General features: G+C 73.2%; 19 protein-coding genes and 2 pseudogenes. 12 read left to right on the top strand and 9 right to left on the bottom strand.

All coding sequences use genetic code 11. The annotated features are described in order from the left end of the window. Positions 1-27 precede the first annotated feature (27 nt). Entirely contained in the window at positions 28-1,761 is a 1,734-nt protein-coding gene (locus E4P38_RS05205; RefSeq protein ID WP_135130715.1) for a class I adenylate-forming enzyme family protein, read from the bottom strand. Positions 1,762-1,851: 90 nt separating this feature from the next. On the opposite strand from E4P38_RS05205, the gene E4P38_RS05200 reads away from it, so the two are divergent. Then, positions 1,852-2,703 (top strand): patatin-like phospholipase family protein, encoded by an 852-nt coding sequence (locus E4P38_RS05200; protein WP_135130714.1) that lies wholly within the window; start codon positions 1,852-1,854, stop codon positions 2,701-2,703. A gap of 25 nt (positions 2,704-2,728) precedes the next feature. Here E4P38_RS05200 and E4P38_RS05195 read toward each other — a convergent pair whose 3' ends face one another. After that, positions 2,729-3,361 carry a LysE/ArgO family amino acid transporter gene (locus E4P38_RS05195; RefSeq protein ID WP_135130713.1) on the bottom strand — a complete coding sequence of 211 codons (633 nt, stop codon included), beginning with the start codon at positions 3,359-3,361 and terminating at the stop codon, positions 2,729-2,731. 70 nt (positions 3,362-3,431) lie between these two features. Here E4P38_RS05195 and E4P38_RS05190 point away from each other — a divergent pair, with 70 nt between their 5' ends. Then, positions 3,432-4,325, top strand: a complete 894-nt coding sequence (locus E4P38_RS05190) for a LysR family transcriptional regulator ArgP (RefSeq protein WP_135130712.1) — start codon at positions 3,432-3,434, stop codon at positions 4,323-4,325. A gap of 67 nt (positions 4,326-4,392) precedes the next feature. On the opposite strand, the gene E4P38_RS05185 is transcribed toward E4P38_RS05190, so the two are convergent. The 3 genes from E4P38_RS05185 to E4P38_RS05175 form a co-directional block, all read right to left on the bottom strand. Then, on the bottom strand, positions 4,393-5,988 hold the full coding sequence (locus E4P38_RS05185) for a long-chain-fatty-acid--CoA ligase (RefSeq protein ID WP_209308942.1): 1,596 nt from the start codon (positions 5,986-5,988) through the stop codon (positions 4,393-4,395). A 69-nt stretch (positions 5,989-6,057) separates the two neighbouring features. Then, the gene (locus tag E4P38_RS05180; protein WP_209308941.1) at positions 6,058-6,714 is read right to left on the bottom strand and encodes a response regulator transcription factor; all 657 of its coding nucleotides are present in this window, start codon (positions 6,712-6,714) and stop codon (positions 6,058-6,060) included. Next, positions 6,711-7,880 carry a histidine kinase gene (locus E4P38_RS05175; protein ID WP_135130710.1) on the bottom strand — a complete coding sequence of 390 codons (1,170 nt, stop codon included), beginning with the start codon at positions 7,878-7,880 and terminating at the stop codon, positions 6,711-6,713. The genes E4P38_RS05180 and E4P38_RS05175 overlap by 4 nt, the downstream gene beginning before the upstream one ends. A gap of 159 nt (positions 7,881-8,039) precedes the next feature. On the opposite strand from E4P38_RS05175, the gene E4P38_RS05170 reads away from it, so the two are divergent. Next, positions 8,040-8,705, top strand: coding sequence for a DUF4386 family protein (locus E4P38_RS05170; RefSeq protein WP_135130709.1), 666 nt, complete (start codon positions 8,040-8,042; stop codon positions 8,703-8,705). A 15-nt stretch (positions 8,706-8,720) separates the two neighbouring features. On the opposite strand, the gene E4P38_RS05165 is transcribed toward E4P38_RS05170, so the two are convergent. The 3 genes from E4P38_RS05165 to E4P38_RS05155 form a co-directional block, all read right to left on the bottom strand. Next, positions 8,721-9,362, bottom strand: a complete 642-nt coding sequence (locus E4P38_RS05165) for a response regulator transcription factor (protein WP_135130708.1) — start codon at positions 9,360-9,362, stop codon at positions 8,721-8,723. A 1-nt stretch (position 9,363) separates the two neighbouring features. Next, a complete protein-coding gene (locus E4P38_RS05160) occupies positions 9,364-11,430 on the bottom strand; it encodes a histidine kinase (protein ID WP_135130707.1) in 2,067 nt (688 codons plus the stop codon). A gap of 98 nt (positions 11,431-11,528) precedes the next feature. After that, positions 11,529-12,188, bottom strand: coding sequence for a hypothetical protein (locus E4P38_RS05155; RefSeq protein WP_135130706.1), 660 nt, complete (start codon positions 12,186-12,188; stop codon positions 11,529-11,531). Positions 12,189-12,371: 183 nt separating this feature from the next. Between E4P38_RS05155 and E4P38_RS05150 the strand changes: the two genes are divergently transcribed. Genes E4P38_RS05150 through E4P38_RS05140 form a run of 3 tightly spaced genes read left to right on the top strand, consistent with a single transcriptional unit; the run spans position 12,372 to position 16,005 of the window. After that, entirely contained in the window at positions 12,372-12,893 is a 522-nt protein-coding gene (locus tag E4P38_RS05150) for a 2Fe-2S iron-sulfur cluster-binding protein (protein WP_135130705.1), read from the top strand. After that, positions 12,890-13,885: a xanthine dehydrogenase family protein subunit M gene (locus E4P38_RS05145; RefSeq protein WP_135130704.1), complete on the top strand. Its 996-nt coding sequence runs from the start codon at positions 12,890-12,892 to the stop codon at positions 13,883-13,885. The genes E4P38_RS05150 and E4P38_RS05145 overlap by 4 nt, the downstream gene beginning before the upstream one ends. After that, positions 13,882-16,005: a xanthine dehydrogenase family protein molybdopterin-binding subunit gene (locus E4P38_RS05140; RefSeq protein WP_135130703.1), complete on the top strand. Its 2,124-nt coding sequence runs from the start codon at positions 13,882-13,884 to the stop codon at positions 16,003-16,005. Before E4P38_RS05145 ends, E4P38_RS05140 begins: the two co-directional genes overlap by 4 nt. A 70-nt stretch (positions 16,006-16,075) precedes the next feature. On the opposite strand, the gene E4P38_RS05135 is transcribed toward E4P38_RS05140, so the two are convergent. Next, positions 16,076-16,582: a MarR family transcriptional regulator gene (locus E4P38_RS05135; protein ID WP_135130702.1), complete on the bottom strand. Its 507-nt coding sequence runs from the start codon at positions 16,580-16,582 to the stop codon at positions 16,076-16,078. Between the two features lie 93 nt (positions 16,583-16,675). Here E4P38_RS05135 and E4P38_RS05130 point away from each other — a divergent pair, with 93 nt between their 5' ends. The 6 genes and pseudogenes from E4P38_RS05130 to E4P38_RS05115 all read left to right on the top strand — a co-directional run bounded on the left by E4P38_RS05130 (position 16,676) and on the right by E4P38_RS05115 (position 18,984). Beyond that, entirely contained in the window at positions 16,676-17,239 is a 564-nt protein-coding gene (locus E4P38_RS05130; RefSeq protein ID WP_135130701.1) for a YceI family protein, read from the top strand. 129 nt (positions 17,240-17,368) lie between these two features. Further along, positions 17,369-17,500 (top strand): annotated as a pseudogene (locus E4P38_RS23960) (hypothetical protein); the annotation flags it as partial. An 89-nt stretch (positions 17,501-17,589) separates the two neighbouring features. Next, positions 17,590-17,868 carry a MauE/DoxX family redox-associated membrane protein gene (locus E4P38_RS23780; protein WP_280791045.1) on the top strand — a complete coding sequence of 93 codons (279 nt, stop codon included), beginning with the start codon at positions 17,590-17,592 and terminating at the stop codon, positions 17,866-17,868. A gap of 157 nt (positions 17,869-18,025) precedes the next feature. Beyond that, positions 18,026-18,310, top strand: a pseudogene (locus E4P38_RS23775) (thioredoxin domain-containing protein); the annotation flags it as partial. A 130-nt stretch (positions 18,311-18,440) separates the two neighbouring features. Continuing rightward, positions 18,441-18,614 carry a thioredoxin domain-containing protein gene (locus E4P38_RS23770; RefSeq protein WP_280791051.1) on the top strand — a complete coding sequence of 58 codons (174 nt, stop codon included), beginning with the start codon at positions 18,441-18,443 and terminating at the stop codon, positions 18,612-18,614. A 22-nt stretch (positions 18,615-18,636) separates the two neighbouring features. Next, entirely contained in the window at positions 18,637-18,984 is a 348-nt protein-coding gene (locus tag E4P38_RS05115; protein ID WP_135130700.1) for a hypothetical protein, read from the top strand. The last annotated feature ends 22 nt before the right edge of the window (positions 18,985-19,006 follow it).

Raw genomic sequence — 19,006 nt, 5'->3', positions numbered from 1 at the left:
GGTAACGAACGGGCGCGGCAGGCCGGGTCAGCCGCCGACCTTCTCCCGTTCCTTGGCGGCGAGCTCGCGCTTGAGCACCTTCCCGGCGGCGGAGACCGGGATCGCGTCGATGAAGACGACGTCGCGCAGCCGCTTGTACGGCGTCACCTTGTCGTTGACCGCGGCCATGACCGAGTCGGCGGTGAGCGCGGTTCCGTCGTCGTCGGCCTTGCGGACGACGTAGGCGACCGGCAGCTCCCCGGCGTCCTCGTCCGGCCGGCCGACCACCGCGGCGCCGGCCACCCCGGGCACGCCGAACAGGATCTCCTCCAGCTCGCGCGGGAAGACGTTGTAGCCCTTGTAGAGCAGCATGTCCTTGGTGCGGTCGACGATCGACAGGTAGCCGTCCTCGTCGAGGATCCCCACGTCCCCGGAGTGGAACCAGCCGTCGGCGTCGATGGACTCCGCGGTCGCCTCCGGACGGTGGGCGTAGCCGCGCATCACCTGCGGACCGCGGATGCAGACCTCGCCGCGCTCGCCCACCGGCAGCGGGTCGCCGCCGCCGAGCGGCCGGATGGTGATCTCGGTGTCGAACACCGGCACACCGACGGTGCCTGCCTTGCGGGTGCCGGACTGGAACGAGGGATTGCCGGTCGCCTGCATGGTGACTTCGGTCAGCCCGTAGCCCTCGCCGATGACGGCCCCCGGCAGCAGCGCCTTGAGCCGTTCGATGAGCGACACCGGCAGCGGCGCGGCGCCGCTGGAGACCCCGCGGACGCTGGAGAGGTCGGCGTCCTCGATGCCGGGCACCTGCAGCAGCGCGACGAAGACCGGCGGTGCGCCGCCGATCGCGGTGACCTGATAGCGGACGGCGTCCTCGACGTACTTCACCGGGTCGAACCGCATGTGGATGACCGTGGTGGTGCCGCCCATGACCATGCCGTTGAGGTAGCCGATGGCGCCCATGGCGTGGAACCAGGGCGTGAGGTTGACGACGGTGGCGGCGCCCAGGCGGGTGGTGAACTCGTCCTCGCTGCCGACCTGGTCCAGTGTCACGTCGCCGGCCTCGTCCAGGACCGGCAGCGAGCCCGACGTCCAGCAGGCCGACTGCAGCACGTTGGTGACGACGTTGCGGTGGGGGAGCTCCACGCCCTTGCTGACGCCGGTCGTCCCGCCGGTGTAGGCGAGGTGGGCGAGGTCCGTGGCCGGGTCGATATCGGCGTCCAGGTGCCGATCGGTGGGGTCGGCGGCCAGCAGGTCGGCGGCGTCGATGTCGCCGTCCTCGAGCGGCAGGCGCGCCGCGAAGTCGAGGATGTGCGCCTCCCCGGTGACGATCACCGTCTCCACGGGCGTCGGTGCGAGCGCCCCACGGACGAAGGGCAGCACCTGGTCCCAGGTGATGAGCACCGTCGCGCCGGCGTCGGTCAGCTGGGCGGCGAGGTCGGCGGCGGGCAGCAGCGGGTTGGTGGGGGAGAACGTGGCCCCGGCCAGCAGGATCCCGTAGTAGAGCGGCGGGTACTGCCGGCAGTTCGGGATGTGCACCGCGACGACGTCGCCGCGCCCGACCCCGTGGTCGGCCAGCCAGCCGGCGACCGCGTGCGCGCGTCGGCCGAGCTCGGTGAAGGACAGCGGGACGTCGTGGTCGATGAACGCCGTCCGTTCACCCCAGCGCCGCGCGGCCGCCCGCAGGATCGATCCCACCGGCACGTCCGGGTAGTCCAGCGACCGGGGGAGACCCGGCGGCCAGCTCGCCGCCGTGGGGGCGGACTGCCTCGCGGTCATGCGGAACCTCTCGTCGTCGGAAGGTGGACGCACAGCGTGGCTCAGGTCACACGCCCTGTCGAGATCCGCCGGGTCTGTGAGGATGGCGCGATGAGCGACCAGCGCACCGCACTCGTTCTCGGCGGGGGTGGCATCACCGGCATCGCCTGGGAGATCGGCCTCCTCGCCGGACTGGCCGACGCCGGCACCGACCTCAGCGGGGCCGACCTCGTCGTCGGCACCTCCGCTGGCTCCGTCGTGGGCGCGCAGGTGACCTGCGGCGCCGGGCTCGACACCCTGTACGAGCGGCAGCTGGAGCCGGCGACGTCGGAGAAGGCGGCGCGGCTGAACCGGGCGACCCTCGCCCAGTTCGCCTGGGCGATGCTGCGCAGCCGCGGGAAGGACGTGGAGTTCCGCCGGCGGATCGGTGCGCTCGCGCTCGCCGCCGAGAAGGCCGGCGTCACACCGACCGAGCAGGAGCGGCTCGACGTGATCGGCGGTCGGCTGGTCAGTACCGAGTGGCCGGAGCGCCGGCTGCTGATCAGCGCCGTCGACGCGGAGACCGGCGAGTTCCGGACCTTCGACCGCGACTCGGGCGTCCCGCTCGTCCAGGCCGTGGCCGCGAGCTGCGCGGTCCCCGGTGTCTATCCGCCGGTGACGTGCGACGGCCGCCGGTACGTCGACGGCGGGATGCGCTCTGCGGCCAACGCCGACCTCGCCCACGACTACGACCGGCTCGTCGTCCTCGCGCCCATCCCGCGTGGCGTGGGTCCGATGGCCAGCGTGGATGCGCAGGTGACCGGGATGGTCTCCCGCGTCGCCGTCGTCTCGCCGGACAAGGACAGCCGGACGGCGATCGGCCGCAACGTCCTCGACCCCGCCGCCCGGGCGCCGTCAGCACGGGCCGGGCGCGCCCAGGCGGGGCAGGTCGCACAGCGGATCGCCGACGTCTGGAACGGCTGATCAGCTGTCGTGGAGGCGCTCGGCCTCACGTCCCCATGACGCCGCGGACGACCAGGGAGACGGCGAGGGCTGACATCACGACGGCGATGCCGCCGTCGAGGATCCGCCAGGCCGCGGGGCGCGCGAACACCGGCCGGAGGAGCCGGGAGCCGTAGCCCAGGCCGGCGAACCAGAGAGTGCTGCCGAGGCCGGCCCCGGCGGCGAACTGCCACCGGTGCTCGTCGTACGTGGAGGCCATCGACCCGAGCAGCACCACCGTGTCCAGGTACACGTGCGGGTTGAGCCAGGTCAGCGCCAGGCACGTGCCGACGGTCACCGCGAGACCGGTGCGGGCGCCGGCGGCGTCCGGCAGCAGCACGCCGGGACGCACCGCTCGTCGCGCCGCCAGCGCGCCGTAGCAGAGCAGGAACGCCGCCCCGGCGAAGCACACCACCGGAATCAGCCACGGCACCCGCGACAGCGCCGCGCCGGCACCCAGCACGCCGGCGGCGATCAGTGCGAGGTCGGAGAGGGCGCACACCGCCACCACCGCGGCCACGTGCTCGAGGCGGAGCCCCTGCCGCAGGACGAAGGCGTTCTGGGCGCCGATGGCGACGATCAGTCCCAGACCCAGCGCGAGCCCGGAGGCGACGGCGAGCAGCGCAGGGGTGGTGAGCACGCCGTCGACGCTAGGAACTCAGGTGCCCACGGTCCAGCTCATGATTCTGATGCGACATTAGCCTTGCTTCATGGACGTGGACCTGGCGCAGCTGCGGGCGCTCGACGCCACCGTCCGCGGAGGCACGCTGGAGGCGGCCGCCAGGGCGCTGCACGTCACCCCCTCGGCGATCAGCCAGCGGTTGCGCGCGCTGGAGGTCGCGACCGGACGGATCCTGCTGGTCCGGACCAAGCCGGTGCAGGTCACCGAGTCCGGGCAGGCGGTGCTGCGCCTGGCCCGGGAGGTCGATCTCCTCACCGCCGACGTCGCCTGCCTGCTCGGCGGTGACCCCGCGCACGACCGCGTGCCCACGCTGCCGATCGCGGTCAACGCCGACTCGATGGCGACCTGGGTGCTGCCCGCGCTGACGCCGCTGGCCGACGACGTCTGCTTCGACCTGTACCGCGAGGACCAGGAGCACACCAGCGCCCTGCTGCGCGCCGGCACGGTCATGGCGGCGGTGACGGCGGACGCCGAGCCGGTGCCCGGCTGCACCTCCACCCGCCTGGGCGGCATGCGCTACCGCCCGATGGCCACCCCCGGCTTCGCGCGGCGCTGGTTCCCCGCCGGCCCCACCCCGGAAGCGCTCGCCCGGGCCCCGGTCGTCGTCTTCGACCGCAAGGACGACCTGCAGCACCGCTATCTGCACGCGCGGGCCGGTTCCGACGTCGCCCCGCCGGTGCACTACGTGCCGGCGTCGGCGGACTACGTCGCCGCTGTCGGCCTCGGCCTGGGTTGGGGCATGGTGCCCGACCTGCAGGCGCGAGGGATGACGGCGGAGCTGGTCGCTCTCGATCCGGCCGCCACGGTCGACGTCGTCCTGTACTGGCAGCAGTGGCGGCTGCGCTCGACCACCCTCGACCGGGTGCGCGAGGCCGTGCTGGCGGCGGCCGGCCGCGAACTGGACCAGCCCGCCATCAGGTAGGGGACCGCGTCGCAGGCGGTGGTGGTCGCCTACGAGTCCGGGCTCGTGCGCCCAGGCGACCCCTGAGTCACACCACGGGAGCGGCGACCAGCGAACCCGCGGAGTGCTCCTGCCGGAGGGCGGTCTTGAGCACCTTGCCGCTGGGATTGCGGGGGAGGGCACCGACGATCGAGTACTCGCGCGGGTTCTTGTAGCGGGCGAGCTTCTCCCGGCACCAGGCCGCCAGCTCCTCGGTGGTCGGCGGATCGGCCGGGTCGCGCGGGGCGACGACGGCCAGTGGCGCCTCGCCGTACTTCGTGTCCGGGACGCCGATGAGCGCGACCTCGCCGACCTTGGGATGCGCGGCGAGCACGTCCTCCACCTCGGCGCAGTAGATGTTCTCCCCACCCGAGATGATCATGTCCTTCTTGCGGTCGACGACGAAGAAGTAGCCGTCGTCGTCCTCGCGGACCAGGTCGCCGGAGTGGAACCAGCCACCTTCGAATGCGATCGAGGTCTCTTCGGGTTTGTTCCAGTACTCCTTCATGACCATCGGGCTGCGGTAGACGATCTCGCCGACCTCCCCCCGCGGGACGTCGTTCATCGCCTCGTCGACCACGCGCACCTCGACGTTGAGCATCGGTGTGCCCACCGAGCCGATCTTGCGCAGGGCGTCCTCGCCGCGCAGGAAGCAGGTGACCGGGCTGCACTCGGTCTGACCGAACGCGGTGACCATCTCCGCCTGCGGGAACGTGTCGAGCATCGTGCGCAGCAGCGTGGTGGACGCCGGCGCCGCACCCCACGAGATGCGCTTCAGCCGCGACAGGTCCCGCTCCGCGACGTCGGGGACGGCGACGACCGCGGCCCACATCGCCGGCACCAGGAAGAGACTGGTGATCCCCTCGGACTCCATCAGGTCGAGCATCTCGACCGGGTCGAACCCGCCGGACCGCGTGATCACCAGGCAGCCGCCGATCAGCATGTTGGGCAGGAGCCCCGCCACTGCGGCGATGTGGAACAGCGGGGCCGCGTAGCTACCGACCCGGTCGGCTGGGTCCCAGCCCAGGTGCGTGACGTGGCTGAAGACGTGCATGAGCAGGTTCCGGTGGGTGAGGACGGCGCCCTTCGGCCGCCCGGTCGTGCCCGAGGTGTACATGATGAAGGCTGGGGCGTCCTCGTCCACGACGACGTCGAGCGGCCCGGCGTCCGCAGCGGAGATCGCTGCCTCGTAGTCCTCGCTGCCCGGTCCGGCGTTGCCGCCGCCGATCACCAGGGCGGTCGTGACGCCGGGTGCCTGCTCGCGGGCCTTGGCCATCAGCGGTGCCATCGCGGGGTCGGTGACGACGGCGACCGCGCCACTGTCGGCCAGCACATAGGCGACCTCGTCGGCGACCAGCCGGAAGTTCACCGGGACGACGATCGCGCCGAGCCGGACGCCGGCCAGGAAGGACTCGACCACCTCGAGCCCGTTGAGGGCGAGGACGGCGATCCGGTCGCCGGCGCCCACCCCGCGCTCGCCGAGGGCGCGGGCCAGCCGGGTGACCCGCTGGTCGAGCGCGGCGTAGGTCAGCCCGGCGCCGTCGAAGCGGAGTGCGGTCGCGTCCGGGATGCTCCGCGCGTGCCGCGCGAGCTGGTCGCCCAGCGTCATGCCGCGGCCCTGCAGCTTCGGGATGGCAACGCTCACGGGGACTCCTCCGGACCGGGATGTGACACGCGTCATGCTCTCGGGGGCGGTCGGAGCGGTCAACCGCGGTCAGTGGGCGCCCGGCCGCACCAGACCGGACTCGTACGCGGTGACCACCGCCTGCACCCGGTCGCGGAGGCCCAGCTTGGTCAGCACCCGGCCGAGGTGCGTCTTGACCGTCGCCTCGCCGAGGAAGAGCTCCTTCGCGATCTCGGCGTTGGACAGCCCGCGGCCGACCAGCGTCAGCACCTCGGTCTCCCGTTCGGTGAGTGCCGACAGCCCAGCCGGTCGCCCGCCCGGCGGCGGGCCTTCCACGAACCGCTCGACCAGCCGCCGCGTCAGAGCGGGGTCCAGCAGCGCATCGCCGGCGGCGACGGTCCGCACGGCCCCGGCCAGCTGCTCGCGGCGCACGTCCTTCAGCAGGAAGCCACAGGCGCCGGCGCGCATCGCGTCGTACAGGTACTCGTCGGCGTCGTACGTGGTCAGGATCAGCACGCGGGACGGTGAGCCCGCACGGGTCAGGGCGAGGGTGGCCCCGAGCCCGTCGAGCACCGGCATCCGGATGTCCATCAGGACGACGTCGGGCCCGAGCCGGCGCACCTGCGCCACGGCCTCCTGACCGTTGCCTGCCTCCCCGACCACCTCGATGTCGGGCTCGAGGTCGAGGAGGAGCCGGAAGCTGTCCCGGATCAGCGCCTGGTCGTCGGCGACGAGCACCGTGATCACGGCTCCTCCTCGGGCAGCGGCAGGCGGGCGTGCACCGCGAAGCCGCCGTCCGGCACCGGGCCGCAGTCGAGCGTGCCGGCGTACACGGCGACCCGCTCCCGCATGCCCAGCAGACCCCGTCCGCCACCGGCGGGGGGATGCTCGGCGTCCTGCCCGCCGTCGTCGACGACGGCGACCTCCACCGCCTCCGGCCCGTACCGCAGGCTGACCCCCACCCGGGACCCGGCCGCGTGCCGGGCGGCGTTGGTCAGCGACTCCTGGACGATCCGGTAGATGGTGAGCCCTAGGCCCGCGGGCAGGCGGCGCGGCGTCCCCGTCACCGCGAGCCCGACCGAGAGGCCCGCGGAGCGCGCCGAGCCGACCAGGTCGTCGACGTCGTCGACCCCGGGCTGGGGGGCCAGCGGCCGCTCGGCGTCGTCGTCGCGCAGCACCCCCAGCAGCCGGCGCATCTCGGTCAGCGCCTCGCGGCCGCTGCGCTCGATCACCTGCAGGGGCCCCCGCACCCGCTCGGGATCGAGGTCGAGCATCCCGGACGCGGCCATCGCCTGGAGGACGACGAGGTTCACGTGATGGGTGACGACGTCGTGCAGTTCCCGGGCGATGCGGGCCCGCTCCTCGGCGACGGCGGCCCGCGCCTCCGCCTCGACGAGTGCCTTCTCGGTGGCCAGCGCCCGGGTGCGGCGGGCGCCGGCGACCACGCCACCGACGAGAGGAGCGACGAAGAGGACGAGGTCCCACCAGGCGGTCGACCACGCCGCCTCGGCTCCCGCCCGCCAGGCCAGGGGGTCGTTCCAGTCGTGCACGGCCAGCGCGGCGACGGCGAGGGACAGCCCGGTGACCAGTTGACGGCGCGAGCCGTAGGCGGCCAGCGCGTACAGGCTCACCCACGCGGGCCACACGAGGTAGAGACCCTCGCCGCCCTCACCGGTGAACAGGGCGTGCAGCGCGACGGGAACCCAGACCCCGACGATGGTGGCGAGCGGGCGGGTGCGCCGCCACAGCAGGGCAGCGGCGGGGACCAGCAGGAGCGGGACCACCCACCAGCGGCTGCCGGCGACGGTCTGGTCGCTGGCCGCGGCGATGCCCTCGCCGAACACGACGGCGAGGGTCAGCACGGCGGAGCCTGCGGCGAAGAAGACGTCCAGCGCGCGTGCCCGGCGGCCCATGGCCGGACGCTAGCGCCGTTCCGGGCGCTCCGGCGTCCTCTCGGCGGCGTACCCGGCTCCCCTTCCGGGTGGATCCGGAGCACGCCGGGGGTGGACGCGGGCGGGGGGTGGTGCGCCGCACCCTCGACGGGTCCGTACTCCTGACCTGCGGAGGTTCCCGTGTCCAAGATCCTCGACCGCGTCGCCGACGCCGGCGGCATCCTGTTCGTCCTGCTGACCGGGGTCGGGTACATCGCCCTCGTCGGCCCGTCCATGCCCGAGTCGCTCGAGTCACCGACCGCAGTGGTCGACCACCTGCAGGCGCACCCGCCCACAGCGGCGTTCTGGGCCGGCGTCTGGATGGAGGGAGCCGGCCTGGCTGCCCTCGTCCTGCTCGCCGCCCGGCTGGCCGCCCGGCTCCGCGCCACCGATCCGAGCGCCTGGACACCCGCCGCCGTCGTGGGCCTGGCCGTCGCCGGCTTCACGGTGAAGATCGGGTCGTTCGCCGCCGGAATCGCCGCGCTGGACGTCGACCGGTACGACGCCGGCACGGTCACCGCGCTGCTCGGCCTCAACGACGCCTCCTTCGACGTCGCCTGGGCCGTCGACGGAGCCTTCGCGCTGCTGATCGGGTTGGCTGCTCTTACGGGGACCGCGATGCCCCGCTGGCTCGCCGGGTTCGCCGTCGTCGCCGGTCTCGCCGTCCTGGTCGGGCTCGCCGGTGGATCGCTGTTCGACGCTCTCCAGCCCGTCTTCCTGCTCTGGCTGCTGGTGACCAGTGGCTGGCTGCTGGCACGGGGGAACCGGACGGTCCCGTCGGCGCCGGAGCCGGCACTCGCTGCCTGACGTTCGGCGGCGTGGTCAGCTGCCCAGCCCGGCCTCGCGGGCGCGGATCATCGCCTCGGCACGATCGGCGACCTGCAGCTTGGCGAAGATCGCCGACACGTAGTTGGCGACGGTCTTCGGGCTCAGCGACAGGCTGTGGGCGATCGCCGGATTGGGCCGTCCCTGCGCGATGAGGGCGAGGATCTCGCGCTCGCGGTCGGTCAGCCCGGGAAAGACCTTCGGCGTCTGCCGCGGCTGGGCGAAGAACGCCAGCACCCGGCCGGCGACCGCCTGGCTGAAGATCGCCTCGCCCCGCGCCACCGCCCGGATCGCGCTGATGATCTCGTCCTCGTCGGCGTCTTTGAGGACGTAGCCGCGGGCGCCGGCGCGCAGGGCGAGGAACACCGAGTCCTCGTCCTCGAACAGGCTGAGCACGAGCACCCGCACGTCCGGGTCGACGCCGACGATCGCCCGGGTCGCCTCGATCCCGCTGATCCCGGGAAGCTGCAGATCCATCAGGACGACGTCCGGCCGCAGCTCCGCCGCCTGCGCCACGGCATCCTCGCCGGAGACGCACACGCCGGCCACGGTGAGGTCCGGGTGGGCGTCCAGGAGGGCGACCACCCCCTTGCGGAAGAGCGGGTGGTCCTCGACGACGAGGACATGCAGCGGGTCCATCTCAGCTACCTCCCGGAAGCGGCAGCCGGGCGAGCACGTGGGTACCGCCCGCCGGCAGCGACTCCACGGAGCAGTCCCCGCCCATCTCCGCCGCCCGTTCCCGCATCGACGACAACCCCACACCCGCCGCGGACGACGCCGGCAGTCCGTCTCCGTCGTCGGTGACCTCCACGGTCAGCGCGTCGTCGGTCGCGCTCAGCCGGACCGTGCAGGCCCGGGCCCCCGCATGGCGGACGACGTTCGTGAGGGCCTCCGACACGATCCGGTAGGCCGCCACCTCCACCGCGGCCGGGAGGGCGGGCAGGTCCTCGGGCACGTCGACGGCGACCGCGACCCCGCCCTCCTCGGCGCCGATCCGCTCGGCCAGTTGCTGGAGCGCGCCGATGAGACCGAGCTCGTCGAGGGCAGGGGGGCGGAGGCCGTGCACGAGCCGGCGGATGTCGGTGATCGCGGTGCGCAGCTCGGTGCGCAGCTCGAGCACCAGGGCGTCGGCCGCTGCCGGGTCGCGCGCGATCAGCCCGCGCAGGACGCCGGTCTGCACGGTGAGGCCCGCCAGCTGGGCGCCCAGGCCGTCGTGCAGGTCGCGGCGCAGCCGGCGGCGCTCCTCCTCGCGCGCGGAGACCAGCCGTTCCCGGGAGCGCTGCAGGTCGGCGGTCAACCGGACGGCGGAGACGGCGACGCCCGCCTGCCTCGCGAGGTCGGCGAGCAGTCGCCGGTCCGCCGCCGAGAAGCCGTCCTCGCCCGGTCGCAGGCCGAGCACGAGCTCGCCCACCGGCTGGTTCTGGTACAGCAGCGACAGCTCCACGGCGCTCCCCGACGACTCCCCGGCGCTCGCCGCGACCCGGTCGTCGATGCGGATGGCGGCGTAGGGGAGCCGCAATGCCTCGCGGACGGCGGACACGATGGTCGGCAGGACGGCGTCCGGGGCGAGCGTGCTCTCCAGCCGTTGGCCGAGCCGGGACAGCGCCGCGTACGGCTCGGCGCGCTGACCGTAGAGGAGCCGGCTGACCGCTCGCTGCAGCCGTTCCCGCAGCGGCGCGAAAAGCACCGCGACGATCCCGGTCGCGACGAGCGAGATCAGCAGATCGTTGTCACGCCGCAGCGCTGCGCCGAGGTAGCCGACGACGAGCACGTAGATCCCGACGACGATCGCGGTGAGCAGGCCGTAGACCAGCGTCCGGTTGATGACGACGTCGATGCCGTCGAGGCGGTAGCGCAGCACCGCGATGCCGATCGCCACCGGCAGCGTGAGGATCACCCAGCCGAACATCACGCCCCCGACCCACTCGGGGAGGAGATCGCTCCCGGGCAGGAGGGCCAGGGGTGCGACCGCGTAGAGGAACCACTTCATCTGCTGGCGTTCGGCCCCGCGCGAACGCCGGAAGCGGACGACGACGGCTGCGACGCCGGTGAGCACACCGACGGCGAACAGGGCACTGAGGAACGGGAAGGCGGCCTGTTCCTCCACGCCGGCCAGCCCGTCCACGCCGATCGGGTTGTCGATGCGGTAGTCGACGTCCTGCCCGGTGAGCGTGCCGGTCAGCATGCCGAGCACCACGAGCCCGACGGCGCCCGCGGCCCCGATGCCCGCGGGCAGCCGCCACCGCCGCGACGGCAGCCGGCCGTCGGGGAACACCAGCGGCAGCACGGCGAAGACGAGGAAGAGCAGCAGCATCCAGTACCAGCTCTGCACCCACGCCCCGAGGACGGCGATCGCGTCCGGCCGGCCGCGGCTCGACATGACCCAGGCCGCGTAGTAGTCCCCGGCGGGAGCGAGGCCGAGCAGCAGGCCGCTGCCGGCGAGGATCCAACCGACCGCGTTCCCGGGCCGCTTGCCCACGAGCAGGGCGCCGACGGCCGCCAACAGACCGAACGCCAGCCAGAGCAGCGTGCCCTCCAGCGGCTCCGGCCCGGGGTTCCCCAGTCGTCCGGCGAGGACGAGATGCGTCGCGACCGCGGCCAGGTACACCGGCACGACGGCCCAGGCGAATCCGCGGGAGAAGCGGCCGATGCGGACGGGCTCGCGAGCCGTCGTCCCCGGCGCGGCCTCCACCTGTGTCGTCGTCACCGGATCACCTCTTCGGTCGGCGTGGGCACGATGCGCGCCGGGGCGCCCGGACGTCAACGGAGGGCCGCACCGTGGGGCGCGACCCTCCGGAGGCGCGGTCAGTCCGCCGTCGTGAACTCGGCGGGGGCCGGACGGACGACGGGACGGAGCGAGGCGCCGAGCAGCACCCACGCGATCCCGGTCGGAACGGTCAGCGCGGCCCAGAAGACGGCGTCGTTCTCCGGTGCGACCGCGCTCCCGAGCAGGCCGATGCCGATGCCGAGCGGAACGGCGAGCACGAGCAGCCACCCGGCCGCGCGGGACAGACCGTCGCGGCGCCTGCGGATGATCATGATCCCGAGGAGGAGCGCGCCGACCACGCTGACCAGGTAGCCGACGAGCAGGATCACGTGGCCGAGTGCGACCTCTCCACCGCCCACGCTCATCGAGGCGACCTCGATGCCGATGCCCAGCCCCAGCGCCCCGATCCCGGCCGCGGCGACGACGAGGCCCACGCTCCCTACCCGCCCGGCGGCGGGGCCGAGCGCCGTCCGGAGCGCCGCATGACCGAGGATCAGCAGCGCCGCCGGCAGCACCATGAACACCCACCACGCGACCGCGACGGCGACGAAGCGCAGGCTGCCGAACTCCTGGTCCTCCATCTCGGAGATGGCCCAGATCCCGGAGGACAGCGTCCACAGAACGGCGCCCACCGTGGCCGCACGGGCGCGGCGGGAGACGGTTGACGGGGTGGTCGCGGGGGTCGTGACGGTGGTCATCGGAACTCTCCGTGGTCGGTGGTGTGGTGCGACCACGGTCGGGCGGGAGCACTCCCGGGAGACAGGGTGCGCGATCCCGAACGGCCTGGGAGCTTTCTCCGTGCTGCTACCGAGTGGGGTTGTCGCAAACCGGTTGCGCGCTACATCGTTTGTCCACACCCGCCGCCGGGGCAGGAGGGCGGTGTGGACACCGAGATCACCCTGCGGGTCGACGGGGCGGCGCACCCGCTGGCCGTCGACACCCGGACGACGTTGCTCGACGCGCTCCGGGAGCGACTGCGCAACACCAGTCCGAAGAAGGGCTGCGACCACGGCCAGTGCGGCGCCTGCACGGTGCTGCTCGACGGCCGCCGGGTGAACAGTTGCCTGGTCCTCGCGGTCACGGTCGGGGACGCCGAGGTGACCACCTCCGACGGGCTCGCCGCCGACGGGCAGCCGCACCGGCTGCACCGGTCCTTCGTCGAGTACGACGCGTTCCAGTGCGGCTACTGCACGCCCGGCCAGGTCTGCTCCGCCGCGGGCGTGATCGAGGAGGCCCGCCAGGGCTGGCCCAGCGCCGTCACCGGGGACGTCACCGACGAGCCGGACCTGACCGACGCCGAGATCCGGGAGCGGATGAGCGGCAACCTGTGCCGCTGCGCCGCCTACGCCAACATCGTTCCTGCCGTCGCCGCGGTGGCCCAGTCCGAAGGCGTGCGGCGATGAGGGAGTTCCGCTACGAGCAGCCGCCGGACGTCGCGGGCGCGGTGGCCCTCGTGGCCGGGGCGCCCGACGGCGCGTTCCTCGGCGGCGGCACGAACCTGGTCGACCTGATGAAGCTCGGTGTCGCCACCCCCGACCTCCTGGTGGACGTCCGCGAGCTCACGTCCCGCGAGATCACCGACCTGCCCGACGGTGGGGTGCGGATCGGTGCCGGCGTCCCCAACGCCGACCTCGCCGCCGACCGGCGGGTCCGCGAGCGGTTTTCGGTCCTCGCCCAGGCCCTGCTGGCCGGCGCCTCGGGGCAGCTGCGCAACCGGGCGACCACCGGCGGGAACCTGCTCCAGCGCACCCGCTGCGGCTACTTCACCGACGTCACGAAGCCGTGCAACAAACGGCTCCCGGGCAGCGGCTGCGGGGCGCTCGAGGGCGTGCACCGCAACCACGCGATCCTCGGCCAGACCCTCGACGGGCCGGGCACCTGCGTGGCCACGCACCCCTCGGACATGGCGGTGGCGATGCTCGCCCTCGACGCCGTCGTCCGGGTGCTGGGGCCGGACGGCGAGCGCGCCGTCCCGCTCGCCGAGCTGCACCGGCTGCCCGGCGAGGACCCCTCGCGCGACACGACCCTGCGGCACGGCGAGCTGATCACCGCGATCGACCTGCCGCCGCTGGGCTTCCCGTCCCGCTACCGCAAGGCCCGCGATCGGGCCTCCTTCGCCTTCGCGCTGGTCAGCGTGGCCGCGGCCCTGCGGGTCGAGGACGGCGTCGTCCGCGAGGCGCGCCTGGCCCTGGGCGGCGTGGCGCACACGCCGTGGCGGGCGCTCACCGCCGAGCGGGCGCTGGTCGGCGGGCCGGCCACGGAGGACGCCTTCGCCGCCGCGGCCGCCGAGGAGCTCGAAGCGGCCACCCCGTTGCGCGACAACGGGTTCAAGGTGCCGCTGGCGCGCAACCTCGTCGTCCGCACGCTCGCCGACCTGACGGAGGGCTCCCGATGACGACGATCGACCGGCTGGTCGGGGCCGGTGTGGACCGCATCGACGGGCCGGCCAAGGTCCGCGGCACGGCGCCGTACGCGTTCGAGCAGGACCCGGGCGAGCCGATCGCGCACCTGGCCGTCGTCCAGAGCACCGTCAACCGCGGCCGGATCAGCCGGCTCGACGCGACCCGTGCGGAGGCCATGCCGGGCGTGCTGGCCGTCCTCACCCCGGCGAGTGCTCCGCGGCTGGCCGAGGGGCTCTCCTCGGACCTGCCCGTCCTGCAGTCGCTCGACGTGCACTACCAGGGGCAGGTGGTCGCCGCGGTCGTCGCGGAGACCTCGGAGATCGCCGCGGCGGCGATCGGCGCCGTCGTCGTGGAGTACGCGGCCGAGGAACCCGACGTCGTCCTCAGCACCGACCGCGCGGACCTGTACGCGCCGGAGCAGCTGATGGCCGGCTTCGACACCGACTCCGTCATCGGCGACGTCGACGGCGCCCTGGCCGCCGCCGCGGTGACCATCGATGCCACCTACGAGACGCCGACACAGCACAACAACCCCATCGAGATGCACACCTCCATGGCCCGGTGGGACGGCGACTCGCTCACGATGTGGGACGCCAACCAGGGCCCGCACAACATCGTCAACGACCTCGCGAAGGGCTTCGGCCTCGACCGCGGGCAGGTGCGGATCATCTCGCCGTACGTCGGCGGGGCGTTCGGGTCGAAGGCGTTTCCCCACCCCAACCAGATGCTGGCCGCGATGGCCGCCCGGGTGGTCGGGCGGACGGTCGTCTTCGAGCTGACCCGGCCGCAGATGTTCACCCTCGTGGGGCACCGGACGCCCACCATCCAGCGCGTCCGGCTCGGCGCCGACGCCGACGGCCGGCTCACCGCGATCAGCCACGAGGTCGTCGAGCACACCTCGAAGATCAGCGAGTTCGCCGAGCAGACGGCCACCCCGACCCGGGTGCTGTACGCGGCGGAGAACCGGCGGACGACGCACCGGCTGGCGCGGCTCGACGTCCCGCCGCCGACGATCATGCGGGCGCCGGGGGAGACCCCCGGGATGTTCGCGCTCGAATCGGCGATGGACGAACTGGCGTCCGCGCTCGGCATCGACCCGGTCGAGCTGCGCATCCGCAACGAGCCCACGGAGGACCCCGAGCGCCACGTGCCGTGGTCCAGCCGGCATCTCGTCGAATGCCTGCGCACCGGGGCCGAGCGGTTCGGCTGGGCCGGGCGCGACCTGCGCCCGCGGATGCGCACCGAGGGACGCTGGCTGATCGGGACGGGCGTCGCCTCGGCCACCTATCCGACCCGTCGGCGCAAGGCGCAGTGCCGCATCTCCGTCGACGGGCGCGGCGGGACCGCCCCCGTCCGGTATCTCGTCGAGATCGACGGCTCCGACATCGGCACGGGCGCCTGGACGGCGTTGTCGCAGATCGCCGCGGACGCACTGGGGGTGGCGATGGACGCCGTGGAGCTGCACATCGGCGACAGCCGGTTGCCCCGGGCCGGGGGAGCCGGGGGCTCGACCGGGCTCGCCTCGTGGGGGTCGGCGATCGTGCTCACCGCCCGCGACCTGCGCCGGCGACTGGACGACGAGTTCGGCGGTCAGGTCCCGGCCGACGGCGTCACCGTGGACGGCGGGATCGAGGGTGAGGGGCCACACGCGAAGACGCACTCGATGCACGCCTTCGGCGCCCACTTCGTCGAGGTGCGGGTGGACGCGGACAGCGGCGAGGTGCGCGTGCCGCGGGCCACCAGCGTGTACGACGCCGGGACGGTCGTGAACGCGAAGACCGGCCGCTCGCAGTTCATCGGCGGGTTCAGCATGGGCGTCTCGATGGCCCTGCACGAGGAGACGCTGACCGATCCGCGGCTCGGTCACTACGTGAACCACGACCTGGCCGAGTACCACGTGGCCACCAACGCCGACATCGGTGAGCTGGACATCTCCTGGCTCGACCACCCCGACGAGCTGGCGAACGAGCTCGGGCTGAAGGGCATCGGCGAGATCGGCATCACCGGTGCCGCGGCCGCCGTCGCCAACGCCTACTGGCACGCCACCGGCCTGCGCGTCCGGGACCTCCCGATCACGCCCGACAAGTACTTCCGGGAGCTCGGTCTCACCTGACCGGAAGTGACCAGGGTGCAGGGCTGAGATCAGCGGGGGACGGCACGTGGCCGCGGTGTGGCGCGGAGCGTCACGGTGTCGGGGCATCCAGGTGGCGGAGGAGGGTCTCGCCGATGTCGCGCATGTTCTCCACCTGCTGTGGCGTGAGCTGGTCGAACAGGTGCGTCCGCACGCTCTCCACGTGCACGGGTGCGGCGGCCTCGAGTGCGGCGAACCCCTCGTCGGTGAGGACGGCGAGCTGTCCGCGCCCGTCCTCGGCGCACACCTGTCGCCGGACCCAGCCCCGCTCCTCGAGCCGGGACACCGCGTGCGACAGGCGGCTGCGGGAGGAGAGGCAACGGTCGGCCAGCTCGCTCATGCGCATCATCCGGCCGGGCGTCTCCGACAGCGCCACGAGGATCTCGTAGTAGGCGTGCGAGATCCCGGTCACATGAGTGAGGTCACGGTCGAGCCGGTCCTGCAGCAGCAGAGAGCTGTAGAGCCACGCCCGCCAGGCCTTTTGCTCATCGGCGTCGAGCCAGCGCGGCTCGGCGACCTGGGACGGACCCGCGGAAGGGGACGACACCGGCACGCTCATGTCTCCCAGAGTACTAGCGGAATACTTCAGTCTTCAACTACGCTACGGTCGAGCAGAAGGTCAAGCGCTCAACCAAACTCGGAGGCTCCACTCATGACCAGCTCCACCACCACCCAGATCCCCGGCTACACCGTCGGCACCTGGGACATCGACGCCGCCCACTCGACCGTCGGCTTCTCCGTCCGCCACATGATGGTCAGCAAGGTCCGCGGCTACTTCCGTGAGTTCTCCGGTGAGCTCGTCACCGCCGAGGACCCGACGCAGTCCAGCGTGACCGCCACCGTCAACATGGACTCGATCGACACCCGCCAGGAGCAGCGCGACGCGCACATCCGCTCCGCCGACTTCTTCGACGTGGGCAACCACACCGAGCTGACGTTCCGCTCCACCGCCGTCCGCACCGACGGTGCCGACTGGACCGTCGAGGGCGACCTCACGATCAAGGGCATCACCAAGCCCGTCACCCTCGAGCTGGAGCTCAACGGCTTCGGTCCCGACGCCTACGGCGGCTTCCGCGCCGGCTTCAGTGCCAAGACCGAGATCTCCCGCAAGGCTTACGGCGTCGACATCGACATGCCGATGGATGGCGGCGGCGTCGTCGTCGGCGACAAGATCAACGTCGAGCTCGAGATCGAGGCCGTGCTCCGCGCCGCCTGATCCAGCAGCAGCACCTCTGGCGAGGGCCCCGGGCGATCTGCCCGGGGCCCTCGCGGCGTCTTCCGGCGTCCAGCGAATGCACAGGAAGCCCCGGAAACTTCTCCAGCTCTCCGGACGACCTTCCAGAACGTGAGCTGGGACGTGGCCGGGCCGTGGCTGGCCACGGTCGCCCGGCTCGTTCTCGGTGGTGTGTTCGTCGTCGCCGGCGCGCTGAAGGTCCCGGACCCGGCCGCGGCGGTGCGCGCCGTCCGGGCCTACCGGCTGCTGCCCGAGACCCTCGTGGCGCCCGTGGCCTTCGGGCTGCCGGTCCTCGAGATCGCCGGGGACTGGCCCTGCTGCTCGGGGTCTTCGTGCGCACCGCCGCGATCGCCGCGGCCGTCCTGCTGGTCGTCTTCCTGGTGGGCGTCGGCTCGGCCTGGGCCCGCGGCCTCCGGATCGACTGCGGCTGCTTCGGCAACGGCGGCGAGGTGGCCGCGGGGGAGACGGCCTATCCCCTCGAGGTGCTGCGCGACGTCGGCCTGCTGCTGATAGCGCTGCTGCTCGCCGGCCGGCCGGTCTCCCGGCTGGCTCTCGGCGGCCGTCCGGTCGTCGCACCGACGGAATCCGAGGAGTTCTCCCGTGCCCGCTGACACCACCCGCCAGGCCAACCGCGATCGGCTCGCGGCCCGCCGTGCCGCCGAGGCGGCCGCCCGGGCGCGGGCCGAGCGCCGCCGGCGCACCATCCTCGGCGGGGTGGTCGCGGCGGTCGCCGTCCTCGTCGCGCTGGTCGTCGTGATCGCCGTCCAGATGCAGCGGACGTCCCCGTCCGCCGGCGCGGCGGTGCCGGCCAACGTCGACGGGACCGTCATCTCCGTCGGCGCGGCCGACGCCCCTGTGACCGTCGATCTCTACGAGGACTTCCAGTGCCCCAACTGCAAGGCCTTCGAGGACGCGACCGGCAGCACGCTCGCCCAGCTCGTCGCCGACGGCACCGTGCAGGCGCGCTACCACGGCATGGCGTTCCTCGACACGAGCGCCAACGACCAGTACTCGACGCGCGCCCTCGACGCCGCCGCCGTGGTCGTCGTAGCCGGCGGCTCCGAGGCGTTCCAGACGTTCCACGACCTGCTGTACGCCAACCAGCCCGACGAGGGGCGGCTCCGGCCTGACCGACGACCAGCTCATCGCCTACGCAGCGCAGGCCGGTGCCTCGGGCAGCACGGTGGAGCAGGACATCCGGGACCTGACCTACGGGGACTGGGTGGCGACATCCACCGACCAGGCGAGTCAGGAGGGCGTGACGGGCACCCCGACGGTCCTCGTCGACGGCCAGGACCTGACCGAACTGTCGCCGGCCGGACTGACCGCCGCGGTCACCGCCGCCCAGGCCGGCTGACCCCTCGGGGAGACTCGGAGACATGTCGACCTCGACCCTGACCCGCACCCGGTTCCCCTCCGCCCTGCTCGTCGCCGTCGGCCTGGCGGCGGGCTTCGGCATCGCGCAGGGCACCGGCATCCGCGCGCTGGGCGGGGCGGTCTTCGCCCTCGGGGGCCTGGGCGCTGCCTGGCTGTGGGTGCAGCGGCGCGGCTGGGCGGTGGCTCTCGGCCTCGGCGTCCTCTACGTCGCGGCCTTCGTCCTGGCCCACGTGCTGGCGCTCGGCGCCGGTTTCCCGGCCTGGCTGGCGGTGAGTCTGGTCACCCTTGTCTCCGCAGGAGTGACGTTCGCGGTGGCCGATCGCCCGCGGACGGACGCCGAAGGCATCTGAGCGACTACCATGGGAAGGTCGC

Origin of the sequence: Blastococcus sp. CT_GayMR16, assembly GCF_004570875.1 — a bacterium.
Lineage (GTDB): Bacteria > Actinomycetota > Actinomycetes > Mycobacteriales > Geodermatophilaceae > Blastococcus_B.
The sequence above is the reverse complement of the archived record's forward strand: the minus strand, read 5'-3'. Positions and strand labels throughout refer to the sequence as shown.

Coding starts and splice junctions, on each gene's coding strand:
- E4P38_RS05205 (WP_135130715.1), bottom strand. CDS start 1,761: ATGACCGCGAGGCAGTCCGCCCCCACGGCGGCGAGCTGGCCGCCGGGT.
- E4P38_RS05200 (WP_135130714.1), top strand. CDS start 1,852: ATGAGCGACCAGCGCACCGCACTCGTTCTCGGCGGGGGTGGCATCACC.
- E4P38_RS05190 (WP_135130712.1), top strand. CDS start 3,432: ATGGACGTGGACCTGGCGCAGCTGCGGGCGCTCGACGCCACCGTCCGC.
- E4P38_RS05175 (WP_135130710.1), bottom strand. CDS start 7,880: ATGGGCCGCCGGGCACGCGCGCTGGACGTCTTCTTCGCCGCAGGCTCC.
- E4P38_RS05165 (WP_135130708.1), bottom strand. CDS start 9,362: ATGGACCCGCTGCATGTCCTCGTCGTCGAGGACCACCCGCTCTTCCGC.
- E4P38_RS05155 (WP_135130706.1), bottom strand. CDS start 12,188: ATGACCACCGTCACGACCCCCGCGACCACCCCGTCAACCGTCTCCCGC.
- E4P38_RS05145 (WP_135130704.1), top strand. CDS start 12,890: ATGAGGGAGTTCCGCTACGAGCAGCCGCCGGACGTCGCGGGCGCGGTG.
- E4P38_RS05140 (WP_135130703.1), top strand. CDS start 13,882: ATGACGACGATCGACCGGCTGGTCGGGGCCGGTGTGGACCGCATCGAC.
- E4P38_RS05135 (WP_135130702.1), bottom strand. CDS start 16,582: ATGAGCGTGCCGGTGTCGTCCCCTTCCGCGGGTCCGTCCCAGGTCGCC.
- E4P38_RS05130 (WP_135130701.1), top strand. CDS start 16,676: ATGACCAGCTCCACCACCACCCAGATCCCCGGCTACACCGTCGGCACC.
- E4P38_RS05115 (WP_135130700.1), top strand. CDS start 18,637: ATGTCGACCTCGACCCTGACCCGCACCCGGTTCCCCTCCGCCCTGCTC.